The sequence below is a fragment of the Amycolatopsis sp. PSD-21 genome (assembly GCF_055561455.1).
In genome coordinates this window covers 5750079-5762486 of sequence record NZ_CM145712.1, presented here as the reverse complement: position 1 = coordinate 5762486, position 12408 = coordinate 5750079, and the positions used below count along the sequence as shown (strand labels likewise).

Below are 12408 nucleotides of genomic sequence, written 5' to 3'. Positions count from 1 at the left end.
CCTGGCGGAGGTTCAGCCGGTCTGGGAAGCGGCGGCCTTCGAGCCGAATGGCTTACGCTGCAGCGCGCGGGCAACCGGTTCGACGATCCGCGCGGCCGTCGGGCCGAGGATCGCCATCAGGAGCACGTACGCCGTCGCGAGTGCGGCGAGTTCGCCGGTCACGGCGCCCGCCGCCACCGCCAGCCCGGCGATGACGATCGAGAACTCGCCTCGCGCGACCAACGCGGCCCCGGCGCGAGCCCGGCCCATCTTCCCGATGCCCTGTCTCCGCGCGGCCCACCAGCCGGTGCCGACCTTCGTGAGCGTGGTCGCGACCGCCAGGACGACCGCCCAGCCGAGCACGGGCGGGATCGACGCGGGGTTCGTGTTGAGCCCGAACACGACGAAGAACACGGCGGCGAAGAGGTCCCGCAGCGGTTCGAGCATGTGCGTCGCGTTCTCCGCGGTCGAACCCGAGATCGCGATGCCGAGCAGGAACGCGCCGACCGCGGCCGAAACCTGCATCGCCGAAGCCAGGCCGGCGACCAGCAAGGCCGCGCCGAGGACCTTGAGGAGGAACACCTCGCGGTCCGGGCTGTCCACCGCCGCGGAGACGTACCGGCCGAACTTCAGCGCGATCACCAGGACGACGGTGATCACCATCAGCGAGATCCCGACCGCCTTGAGGCCGCCGAGGAAGCTGACCCCGCCGAGCACCGCGGTGAGGATCGGCAGGTACAGCGCCATCACCAGGTCCTCGAACACCAGGATCGACAGCACCACCGGGGTTTCCCGGTTACCGAGCCTTCCCAGGTCGCCGAGGACCTTCGCGATGATCCCGGACGACGAGATGTAGGTGACGCCCGCCATCACGATCGCGCCGATCGGCCCCCAGCCGAGGATGAGCGCGACGATCGCGCCGGGCGCGGCGTTGAGCACGATGTCCACGAGACCCGCCACCCACGAGCGTTTCAGCCCGGTGAACAGCTCGGCCGCCGAGTACTCCAGGCCCAGCAGGAGCAGCAGGAGGACGACGCCGATCTCGCTGGCGAGGTGCGTGAAGTCGCCGATGTCGCCGAGCGGGATGAGCCCGCCCTGCCCGAAGCACAGGCCACCGATCAGGTACAGCGGGATCGGGGACATCCCGATCTTCCCGGCGAGGCGGCCCAACGCGCCCAGCCCGAAGAAGACCGCCCCGAGTTCGATCAAGGACAGCGCGGTGTGATCCATCCGCGATCAGCCGTACTTCAAGATCTTGACGGCGGCCTCGAGACCTTCGGAGGTGCCGACCGCGACGAGGACGTCGCCCGCGGTGAGATTGAAGTCCGGCGTGGGGGAGGGGTGGACCTGCCCGGCCCGCATCACCGCGACGACCGAGACGCTCGTGCGCGACCGCATGGCGGTGTCACCGAGCGTCCGGCCGTCGAACGGCGACGACGCCTTGATCGGCAGCTGCTTGGTGTTGATGCCGGGCAGGTCCCGGTGCTCTTCGGTGAGCTGGGCGACCAGCTGGGGCGCGCCGAGCAGGTTGCCCAGCGCGCCCGCTTCGTCGGTGGTGAGCGGAAGTGAGGCCAGGCAGGCGTCGGGATCGTCCGTTTTGGACACGATCAGCTCGACGTGCCCATCGCGATGGGTCACCACGCCTACGCGGCGGCCGTTGCGGGTGGCGAAGTCCTTGCGGACGCCTATTCCGGGGAGCGGGGTCACTTCGACGTTCACGACGTCAACAGTAACTCACCGTTCGTCGCGCTTCGGGCGGATCAGGAACAGCGCCGAGATCCCGAGCATCAGGGCACACGTCGCGCCGTGGATGCCGAGTGCGGCGGCCACGGATCCGTTGTGGGTCAACACGATCAGCATGTCGCCGAACGGGATGAAGGCCATCGCGAGTATCGCCCAGCCCAGTGCGCGGGCGTTCCGGAACAGGAGCAGCGCGAGCACCACGAGCGCCGTGCCGATGTCGCGGACGCCTTTGACGGCGAGGATCGGGTCGCCTTCGGACGGCATCACCGGCAGTCCGAAGCCACCCGTCTGGGTCGCCGGGAAGAACACGTAACCGCTCCCGAAGTAGAGGACGAAGAGCACGAGGGCGGCGGACAGGACGTAAGCGATCTTGATTCTGGTCATGGTCTCCGACTCCAAAAGCTAGCAGCGCTAGGAACGAGACGGACACTAGCGCTAGCGCTGCTAGCTTGTCTAGCGGTGCTAGCATATTCGTATGGTCACCAACCCCCGGCGCGAGCGGGATCGCTCGCAACGCGAACAGCTGATCGTCACCACCGCCCGCGAGATCGCCGAAGAGGAGGGCTGGGACGCGGTCACCACACGCCGCCTGGCGGCGAAGATCGAGTACAGCCAGCCCGTGCTCTACAGCCACTTCTCCGGCAAGGGGGCGATCATGGCGGCCGCGGCACTCGAAGGCTGCACCGAAATGGCAGCCGACATGCGGAAAGGAGCCGGGGCGGCGGAGGGCTCGCGGGAGGCGCTGCTGCGGCTGGCCGAGAACTACTTCGACTTCGCCGACCGCAAACCCGCGCTCTACGACGCGATCTTCACTCTCGCCAGTGAACTGAGCTTCGCCAGCCCGGACAGTCCGGAGCCGCTCAAGGACGCGTTCGGCGCGCTGTTCGAAGTCGTCGGCCCGGTCGCCGGCGAATACGACCCGGCCCTCTACACCGAGACCTTCTGGGCGGCCTTGCACGGCCTGGTCACTCTCGAACGCAGCCGGCGGCTCCCGGCACCCGCGCGCGCGGAACGGATCGGCATGCTCGTCGACCGGTTCGCCGTGGGCGGCTGAGGCGTGTCGCGCGCCACCAGGCAGAATGGTCGTCGATCAGGTGAGCGACGAATGAGCTGAGGAGAGTTTCGGTGACGGGAGCCCTGCGTGGTGTGGTCGCGATGGACGGCCCGTCCGGAACCGGGAAATCCACGGTTTCGCGGAAGCTCGCGACGAAGCTCGGCGCCGGTTACCTCGACACGGGCGCGATGTACCGCATGGTCACCCTCGCCGTCCTGCGCGCAGGTAGCGACCTGACCGACGCGGACGCGATCGCCGACGTCGCCCGGAAGGCCGAAATCGGCATCGGGACCAGCCCTGACGAAACGACCGTGACCCTGGCGGGTGAAGACGTCGCCGCCGAGATCCGCGGCGCGGACGTCACCACCGCGGTGTCGCCGGTTTCGGCCGTCCCCGCCGTCCGGGAACTGCTGGTCGCCCGGCAGCGCGAGATCATCGCCGAGGTGCTCGACCGCGTCGGCGGCATCGTGGTCGAAGGCCGCGACATCGGCACCGTCGTCTCGCCGGACGCCCCGCTCAAGATCTTCCTCACCGCCTCGGCCGAGGTCCGCGCGGCGCGCCGCAGCGCGCAGGACTCCGCGGCCGGTCGCGAATCCAGCGTGGACGTCGCGAAAGCGGCCGTGGAGCGGCGCGACCACCTGGACTCCACGCGGGCGGCGTCGCCACTGCGCGCGGCCGAAGACGCCGTCGAGGTGGACACCTCCGCGCTCAACATCGACCAGGTGATCGTCGCGCTGTCCGAACTCGCCCTGCACCGCGGTCTTCTCGAGGGCTGCCCGGCCGAGGCGACGAGGTGAGCGCGAAAGGCCTTCCCGAGGGCGCGAGCGGCCCGATCCACACGTTCGGCCGGGGAATCGCGAAGTTCGTCGTCCGGCCCGCCTTCCGGGTGCGGGTGCACGGCGCCGAGCGGGTTCCGGCGTCGGGTCCGGTGGTGTTCATCGCCAACCACAGCTCGATGGTGGAACCGCAGCTGCTCTTCGGAATGTTGCCGAGGCGCACGGCGTTCCTGGTCAAGGAGGAACTCTTCCGGGGGTTCGTCGGCTGGTTCTTCCCGAAACTGGGCCAGATCCCGGTGAAACGGGGGGCGGTGGACCGCAAGCCGCTGATGGCGGCGGTCAAGGTGCTCGAGGACGGCGGTGCGGTCGGGATCTTCCCCGAAGGCACCCGCGGCCTCGGTGACGCCGAAAACTTCGAGCGCGGCGCGGCCTTCCTGGTCCGCGCCGGGAACGCGACCGTGGTTCCGGTCGCCACTCGGGGGACGTACAAACCCGCCGGCGCCAAGAGGCGTTGGCGGCCACGCGTCGACATCATGGTCGGCGAACCTTTCACTCCCGCGATCGGGAAGGGAAGGACAGGGCTGGAGGAGGGAACCGAGCGGCTTCGCATCGCGCTCGCGGACCTCGTGAAGGCACTGGACGAATGGCGCTTGGAGCACGGGCTCCGAGACACGCGACAGGATTGAGTACATGACTGGATTTGACTCCGCATCCGCGGGGGGAAGTACGTCGGCGGGGCTCGACGGCGTCGGCGAGATCGACGGCTCCTGGTCCGACGAGTCCGAATTCACCGCGCTCGACGCGCAGATCGCCGCTGGCGAGGCCGAGGAGGAGGCGCAGCTCGCGCAGCCGGTCCTCGCCGTCGTCGGCAGGCCGAACGTGGGCAAATCGACCCTGGTCAACCGCATCCTCGGCCGCCGCGAGGCGGTCGTGCAAGACGTCCCCGGCGTGACCAGGGACCGCGTCGCCTACGACGCCTTCTGGGCGGGCCGCCGGTTCACGCTGGTGGACACGGGCGGCTGGGAGCCGGACGCGACCGGGCTGCAGGCCTCCGTCGCCGCGCAGGCCGAGATGGCGATGGCCACCGCCGACGCGGTCCTGCTGGTGATCGACGCCAGCGTCGGCGCGACGGCCACCGACGAGGCCGTTTCCAAGGTGCTGCGCCGGTCGAAGAAGCCGGTGCTGCTCGCCGCCAACAAGGTCGACGACGACCGCCTGCTCGCCGACACCGCGTCGCTGTGGTCGCTCGGCCTCGGCGAGCCGTACCCGGTCAGCGCGCTGCACGGCCGCAGCTCGGGCGACCTGCTCGACGCCATCGTCAAGGCGCTGCCGGAGATGCCGCGCGACGGCGACCGCGCGACCACCGGCCCGCGCCGCGTCGCGCTGGTCGGCAAGCCGAACGTGGGCAAGTCCAGCCTGCTGAACAAGCTGTCCGGCGAGGAGCGGTCCGTCGTGGACTCGGTCGCCGGCACCACCGTCGACCCGGTCGACTCGCTGGTCGAGCTGGACGGCGAGACCTGGCGGTTCGTCGACACGGCGGGCCTGCGCAAGCGGGTCAACTCGGCCAACGGCGCGGAGTACTACGCGTCGCTGCGGACCAAGACCGCGATCGACGCGGCCGAGGTCGCGATCGTGCTGCTGGACGCGGCCGAACCGCTGTCCGAGCAGGACCTGCGGGTGCTGACCATGGTCGTCGAAGCGGGTCGCGCCTGCGTGCTCGCCTTCAACAAGTGGGACCTCGTCGACGAGGACCGCCGCCACGCCATGGTCCGTGAACTGGACCGCGGCCTGGTGCGGGTGCCTTGGGCGGACAAGGTCAACATCTCGGCGCTCACCGGCCGTTCGGTGCGCAAGCTCGCGCCCGCGCTGCGGACCGCGCTGAAGTCGTGGGACCAGCGAGTCCCTACCGGCCAGCTCAACGGCTGGCTCGCCGACCTCATCGCCGCGACCCCGCCGCCGGTGCGCGGTGGCAAGCAGCCGAAGGTGCTGTTCGCGACCCAGGCCGGTATCCGGCCGCCGACGCTGGTCCTGTTCACCACCGGCTTCCTCGAGGCGGGCTACCGGCGGTTCATCGAACGCAAGTTCCGTGAGCGGTTTGGTTTCGAAGGCACACCCGTCCGGGTGAATGTCCGGGTCCGCGAAAAGAAGCAAAGGCCCAAGGCGGGCGGAAAAGCGGCCGGAAAATCAGCGGGTAAACCGAAAGCGCGCTGACTTCTCACGATGTAGGTGAATATTTCACTGGGTGGACACGCCGATGACCTCGGGTTTCGGCGTGTCCGCCGGTGAGGTTCGACACTCTGCCGAGACCCTCCCGAGATATGTCGTTCACCTGCGGTAAAGTCATAGGTCTGCTAGCGGGCGCCTCATTCGGAGAGCGAGCCCGAATGACGCACTTCGCGAAAGGTGTGTGGTGGGCTTGCGCGCCCATGGTTATGCCCTGCCCGTGGTGATGAGCCGATGACACTGACCGCCGATTCCCGGCCGATCGCCTGTGTCGCCGACGTCACCGTCGCTCCCTCTTCCACCCCCGTCGCCGACCGCGCCCTGTTCTGGTCCGGTCTGGGCGCCGGTGAGCGCACCCTGCTCGACATCCTCGCCGAGACCGCCGCCCGCCACCCCAACGCGGGTGCGATCGACGACGGCGAGACCACGCTGTCCTACCGCAAGCTCGTCGAGGAGATCGACGCCTACGGCCGCAAGCTGACCGCCAACGGGGTCGGCGTCGGCGACCGGGTCGGCGTCCGGATCTCCTCGGGCACCGCGGAGCTCTACGTCGCGATCCTCGCCATCCTGTCCGTCGGCGCCGCCTACGTGCCGGTCGACGCGGACGACCCGGACGAGCGCGCCGAGCTGGTCTTCGGCGAGGCCGACGTCGCGGCCGTCGTCACCGATGGCGGTGCGATCACCGTCGTCGGCTCGCCGGGCGGTGTCGAAGGCTCGCCCGCGCCGACCGACGACGCGTGGATCATCTTCACCTCCGGTTCGACCGGGAAGCCGAAGGGCGTCGCGGTCTCGCACGCCTCGGCCGCCGCGTTCGTGGACGCCGAAGCACAGTTGTTCCTCACCGAGGAGCCGATCGGCCCGGGCGACCGCGTGCTCGCGGGCCTGTCCGTCGCGTTCGACGCGTCGTGCGAAGAGATGTGGCTCGCCTGGCGCCACGGCGCTTGCCTGGTCCCGGCGCCGCGTTCGCTCGTGCGCACCGGCGTCGACCTCGGCCCGTGGCTGGTCGCGCAGGGCATCACCGTGGTGTCGACCGTGCCGACGCTGGCCGCTTTGTGGCCCGCCGACGCGCTGGAAGACGTCCGCCTGCTGATCTTCGGCGGCGAAGCGTGCCCGCCGGAGCTGGCCGAACGCGTCGCCGTCGAAGGCCGCGAAGTCTGGAACACCTACGGCCCGACCGAGGCCACCGTCGTCGCCTGCGCCGCGCAGATGACCGGCGAAGGCCCGGTCCGCATCGGCCTGCCGCTGGTGGGCTGGCAGCTCGCCGTCGTCAACGAGGCTGGTGAGCCGGTCGCGATGGGGGAGACCGGCGAGCTGGTCATCGGCGGCGTCGGCCTGGCCCGCTACCTGGACCCGGAGAAGGACGCCGAGAAGTTCGCGCCGCTGCCCTCGCTGGGCTGGCGCCGCGCGTACCGCAGCGGTGACATGGTCCGCGCCGAAGCCGAGGGCCTGCTGTTCCTCGGCCGTCTCGACGAGCAGGTCAAGCTCGGCGGCCGCCGGATCGAACTCGGCGAGGTCGACGCCGCGCTCCAGGCGCTGCCCGGAGTTCAGGGCGCCGCTGCCGCGGTCCGCCGCACCAAGGCGGGAAACCAGGTGCTCGTCGGGTACGTCGTGCCCGCCGAGGGTGTCGAGTTCGACCACGACGAGGCCGCGACCCGGCTGCGCGAGCAGCTGCCCGCCGCGCTCGTCCCGCTGCTGGCGCTGATCGACGACCTGCCGACGCGCACCTCCGGCAAGGTCGACCGCAACGCGCTGCCCTGGCCGCTGTCCACTGTGGACGCCGCGAAATCCGGCCTGTCCCCGACGGAGAGCTGGCTCGCCGAAGGCTGGGCGGAGATCCTGGGCGTCTCGGTCGACAACCCGAAGGCCGACTTCTTCACCAACGGCGGCGGAAGCCTGACCGCCGCGCAGCTGATCGCGCGGATCCGCACCCGGCACCCGCAGGTGTCGGTGAGCGACATCTACGCCAACCCGAAGCTCGGCGCGCTCGCGTCGCTGCTGGACGCGCTGAGCGGCGAGAAGACCGAACGCCGCGACATCGCGCCCACCCCGCGCAAGGCCGGGATCATCCAGTCGCTGCTGATGGTCCCGCTGATGGGCCTGGTCGGCCTGCGCTGGACGACGATCGCGGCGACGCTGTCGAACGTGCTGTCGCTGGCCGGTTTCGCCTGGGCGCCGACGCTGCACTGGGCGTGGATCGCCGCCGCCTGGATCGCGCTGTTCAGCCCCGCCGGCCGGATCGCGATCTCCGCCACCGGCTCGCGGCTGCTGCTGCGAGGGGTCCGCCCCGGCAGTTACCCGCGTGGCGGGAGTGTCCACTTGCGACTGTGGACGGCGGAGAAGCTCGCCGAGTTCAGCGGCGCGGACAGCGTCGCGGGCGCGTCCTGGATGACGACGTACGCCAAGGCTCTCGGCGCGCGGATCGCGAAGGACGTCGATCTGCACTCCCCGCCGCCGGTCACCGGCATGCTGAAACTCGGCCGTGGAGCCGCCATCGAACCCGAGGTCGACCTGACCGGGCACTGGGTGGACGGCGATCTCGTGCACATCGGCAAGATCCGGATCGGCGCCGACGCGCGGATCGGCGCGCGCAGCACGCTGTTCCCCGGCGCGCGGATCGGCAAGGGCGCGGAGATCGCGGCGGGGTCGACCGTCCGCGGCAACGTGCCCGCCGGGCAGCGCTGGGCCGGTGCCCCCGCCGCCCGTGCCACGAAGGACTCGCTGAAGTGGCCGTCGAGCCGCCCGCCGCGCTCGCGGTTCTGGGCTTCGGTCTACGGCGCGACCTCGGTCGCCCTCGGTCTCTTGCCCGCTGTCGCCGCCCTGCCCGCCGTCGCGGTGCTGGGTTACGCGATCTCCGGTGCTTCGTCCTTGGGTGCCGCGCTCGGGCAGGCGCTGCTGTTCACGCCGCTCGCGACCGTCGCGTACTTCCTGTCCTACGCCCTGCTCGTGCTCGCCGGCGTCCGTTCGCTGAGCATCGGCATGGTCGAGGGCTACCACCCCGTGCACGGGCGGGTCGCGTGGCAGGTCTGGGCGACCGAACGGCTGATGGGTATGGCGCGTGAAGGGCTGTTCCCCTTGTACGCCAGCCTGTTCACCCCGGTGTGGCTCCGGATGCTCGGGGCGAAGGTCGGCCGCAACGTCGAGGCGTCCACCGTTCTCGCACTGCCGAAGATGACCCAGGTGGACAGTGGCGCGTTCCTCGCGGACGACACCATGGTCGCCACCTACGAACTCGGCCACGGCTGGCTGCACGTCGCGCCGGCGCGGATCGGCAAGCAGGCGTTCCTCGGCAACTCGGGGATGGCCGCGCCGGGGCGTTCGGTGCCGAAACGCGGTCTGGTCGGCGTGCTGTCGTCGGCCCCGCTCAAAGCGAAGAAGGGCTCGTCGTACCTCGGGATGCCGCCGCTGCCGGTCCGCCGGTCGGTCGGCGAGTCCGACACGAGCCGCACGTACACCCCGCCGCTGCGGCTGAAGGCGGCGCGTGCGCTCGTCGAACTGTGCCGCATCGTGCCGGTGATGTGCGGCGTCGCGCTGACCGTGCTGGTGGCCGCCGGGATCTTCGCGCTCGCGTCGTCCTTCGGGTTCGTGGTCGCGGTGCTGCTCGGCGGGCCGCTGCTGCTCGCCGCCGGTGCCGTCGCCGCGCTGACCGCCACCGCGATGAAGTGGCTGCTGGTCGGCCGGTTCCGCGCGGTCGACCATCCCTTGTGGAGTTCGTTCGTCTGGCGCAACGAACTCGCCGACACCTTCGTCGAGGCGCTCGCCGTCCCGTGGCTGATCGGTTCGCTCGGCGGCACGCCGTTGCTGCCCGCGTGGCTGCGGACCATGGGCGTCAAGATCGGCCGCGGCGTGTGGCTGGAGACGTACTGGCTGCCCGAGTCGGACCTGGTGCGTCTCGGCGACGGCGCGACGATCAACCGCGGCTGCGTGGTGCAGACGCACCTGTTCCATGACCGGATCATGACGATGTCGCCGGTGACCCTGGACGAGGGAGCGACGCTCGGGCCGCACGGTATCGTGCTGCCTGGCGCGAGCATCGGCGCGCGGACGACCGTCGGACCGGGCTCCCTGGTGACCCGGGGCGACGCGGTTCCCGCCGATTCGCGCTGGCTGGGGAATCCCATCTCGGCCTGGACGAAGTAGGGACTGGGGGTCTTTCGCGGGTGATTTCGAAGGCCTCCGCGCAGCCCTCGCCCGGCGCGGACACCTCCGGCGACTCCTATCTGCCCCGTCACGGTAACGGCGGTTACCGGGTCCGGCACTACGATCTGGAGCTGGACTACAAGATCGGTCCCAACCGGCTGTCGGCCTCCGCGGCCATCACCGCGGAGGCGACGCAGGCGCTGTCGCGGTTCACGCTCGACTTCGGCGAGTTCCGGATCAATCGGGTGCTGGTCAACGGGAAACCGGCCAAGTACCTGCGGCGCGCGCACAAGCTGCAGGTGAAGCCGGCGAAGTCGCTGGCGCTCGGCAGCGAGTTCGTGGTCGAGGTCCACTACGTCGGCAATCCGCGGCCCCTTCCCGGGCTGTGGGGCGACATCGGCTGGGACGAACTGACCGACGGTTCGCTCGTCGCGAGCCAGCCGGTCGGGGCGCCGTCGTGGTTCCCGTGCAACGACCACCCGTCGGACAAGGCGACCTACCGCGTCTCGCTGACGACGTCTTCGCCGTATCTCGTGGCCGTCACCGGGAACCTGGTGGCGCGGCACGAGCGCGCGAGCACGACGAAGTGGGTCTTCGAACGTCCCGAACCGACGCCGACGTATCTGATGAGTGTCCAAATAGGACGGTACGACGACGTCGAGCTCGTCTCCGGTCCCCAGCCCGGCTGGTTCTCGCAACCATCCGTCGAGGCTTTCCGGATCAACGTCGACGGCGGCTCCGTGGTCACCTCCGTCCCGCAACGGGCCGCCGTGCCGCCGCGCCTGCGCCGGGCGTTCGCGCGTGATTTCGGGCGGCAGGGCCGGATCATGGATTCGCTGCAACGGCTGTTCGGGCCGTACCCCTTCGGCGAGTACGTCGTCGTCGTCACCGACGACGACCTCGACGACCCGATCGAAGCGCAGGGCATGTCGATCTTCGGCGCCAACCACGTCGACGGGCGGCGCACTCACGAACGGCTCGTCGTGCACGAACTGGCACACCAGTGGTTCGGCAACAGCCTGACCGTCGCCGACTGGCGGCACATCTGGCTCAACGAAGGCTTCGCGACCTACGCGGAATGGCTCTGGTCCGAGGAATCCGGCGAGCAGAGCGCGGACGAGTGGGCGAAGATCTGGCACGCGCGGACGAAGGCGAAACCCGCGGATCTCCGTCTCTCCGACCCCGGCGTGGCGCGGATGTTCGACGAGCGGGTGTACAAACGCGGCGGCCTTCTGTTGCACGCCTTGCGTCGTACCGTCGGCGACGCGGTGTTCTTCCCGATGGTGAAGGCCTGGGCGGCGGAGAACCGGCACGGTCTGGTGACCACCGCGGCTTTCGTGGCGCTCGCGGAACGCTTCGCTGGGCGGTCGCTGGGGTCTTTCTTCGACGCTTGGCTGGACGCTCCGGCGCTGCCTCCGCTTCCCTGACGCCTGAAGGTTCCCAATGTCGCATTTGAGTCGCTCAGCGACTCAAATGCGACATTGGGAACACCTGGCGAGTTGTCCACAAGGGGCGCTGGTGGGGCGAGTTGTCCACAGGAGAGCGGATCGGGGCTGGCGCGGAGCGGCTTGGAGCTCCACGATCGCGTGTGTGGTGCGAACCGGGGAATGGCGAGGCGATCGCGAGGCTCTGTGGAAGCTGAGTCGCGGCGGAGTGATCAGTGTCGCGCGACTGGTGGAGTTCGGCGTTCCCAGGAAGACTTGTTACCGGCGCTGCCGGCCAGGGCAGCCGTGGCAGCGCTTGCTTCCGGGAGTCCTCCTGCTCGGCTCGGGTAAGCCGACGCGACGTCAGTTGGTCGACGGGGCCCTGCTCTACGGCGGGGCGCAGGCGCTCGTCACAGGCCTCGAAGCTTGCCGCCGCCAGGGCCTTCGAGGTTCGGGAGTCGCGGCGAACGGAATCCAGCTTCTGGTGCCCGCCTCCTGCAAGGTCAGCAGCACTGAGTACGTGATCGTGGAGCGGACCACGCGCATGCCCCGGCCGGTCGTCGTGGACGGGGTGGCGATGGCGCCACTCGTCCGGGCGGTCCTCGATCAATGCCGCCGGTACACCACGCACGATCCGGTCCGGGCGTTGCTGGCCGAAGCCGTCCAGCGAGCAAGGCTGAATCCCGAAGTTCTCACCAGGGAACTCGAAGCGGGCAGCGACCGGGGCAGCGCGTTGTCTCGTGAGGTCCTGCGCGACGTCGTGCGAGGAGCGCGGTCGGTGGCCGAGGTCGACGCGATGGCGATCTGGCGGCGTACAGGACTGCCGGAGCCGTTGTGGAACCACGAAGTACGGGACGCCGCTTGCCGTTTACATCGGAACCCCCGATGGCTACTTCAAGAAAGTCCGGCTCGTGTGGGAGATCGACTCATATGACTTCCATTTCGCGAAGGAGGACTATGCCAGGACCTTGGACAGGAACGCCCGGTACGCCGCAGCGGGAATCGCCGTGCTGCAGACCTTGCCCAGCCGTCTCCGGTCGGAGCCCGAGGAGGTCGCCAAAGAGCTTCGAGC

10 protein-coding genes are annotated in these 12408 nt (G+C 69.9%); 7 read left to right on the top strand and 3 right to left on the bottom strand.

Going from position 1 to position 12408, the window contains the following annotated elements; genetic code table 11:
* Positions 1-12: 12 nt before the first annotated feature.
* The 3 genes from ACZ1DY_RS26865 to ACZ1DY_RS26855 are packed head-to-tail and all read right to left on the bottom strand — an operon-like array spanning position 13 to position 2106.
* A complete protein-coding gene (locus tag ACZ1DY_RS26865) occupies positions 13-1209 on the bottom strand; it encodes a cation:proton antiporter (protein WP_126736757.1) in 1197 nt (398 codons plus the stop codon).
* 6 nt (positions 1210-1215) lie between these two features.
* A complete protein-coding gene (locus ACZ1DY_RS26860; protein WP_126736758.1) occupies positions 1216-1698 on the bottom strand; it encodes a cation:proton antiporter regulatory subunit in 483 nt (160 codons plus the stop codon).
* Positions 1699-1713: 15 nt separating this feature from the next.
* Positions 1714-2106 carry a DUF4267 domain-containing protein gene (locus tag ACZ1DY_RS26855; protein WP_465481268.1) on the bottom strand — a complete coding sequence of 131 codons (393 nt, stop codon included), beginning with the start codon at positions 2104-2106 and terminating at the stop codon, positions 1714-1716.
* A gap of 91 nt (positions 2107-2197) precedes the next feature.
* On the opposite strand from ACZ1DY_RS26855, the gene ACZ1DY_RS26850 reads away from it, so the two are divergent.
* The 7 genes from ACZ1DY_RS26850 to ACZ1DY_RS26820 all read left to right on the top strand — a co-directional run bounded on the left by ACZ1DY_RS26850 (position 2198) and on the right by ACZ1DY_RS26820 (position 12270).
* Positions 2198-2776, top strand: coding sequence for a TetR/AcrR family transcriptional regulator (locus ACZ1DY_RS26850; RefSeq protein WP_257485886.1), 579 nt, complete (start codon positions 2198-2200; stop codon positions 2774-2776).
* Between the two features lie 92 nt (positions 2777-2868).
* Complete coding sequence (gene cmk / locus ACZ1DY_RS26845) at positions 2869-3573, top strand: (d)CMP kinase (protein ID WP_465485716.1); 705 nt, start codon at positions 2869-2871, stop codon at positions 3571-3573.
* Positions 3570-4238: a lysophospholipid acyltransferase family protein gene (locus tag ACZ1DY_RS26840; protein WP_126736761.1), complete on the top strand. Its 669-nt coding sequence runs from the start codon at positions 3570-3572 to the stop codon at positions 4236-4238. The genes cmk and ACZ1DY_RS26840 overlap by 4 nt, the downstream gene beginning before the upstream one ends.
* Positions 4239-4242: 4 nt before the next feature.
* A complete protein-coding gene (gene der, locus ACZ1DY_RS26835; protein ID WP_091599524.1) occupies positions 4243-5763 on the top strand; it encodes a ribosome biogenesis GTPase Der in 1521 nt (506 codons plus the stop codon).
* Between the two features lie 246 nt (positions 5764-6009).
* Positions 6010-9912 (top strand): Pls/PosA family non-ribosomal peptide synthetase, encoded by a 3903-nt coding sequence (locus tag ACZ1DY_RS26830; protein WP_465481267.1) that lies wholly within the window; start codon positions 6010-6012, stop codon positions 9910-9912.
* Between the two features lie 20 nt (positions 9913-9932).
* Complete coding sequence (locus ACZ1DY_RS26825) at positions 9933-11339, top strand: M1 family metallopeptidase (RefSeq protein WP_465481266.1); 1407 nt, start codon at positions 9933-9935, stop codon at positions 11337-11339.
* Positions 11340-11652: 313 nt separating this feature from the next.
* Entirely contained in the window at positions 11653-12270 is a 618-nt protein-coding gene (locus ACZ1DY_RS26820; protein WP_465481265.1) for a hypothetical protein, read from the top strand.
* The last annotated feature ends 138 nt before the right edge of the window (positions 12271-12408 follow it).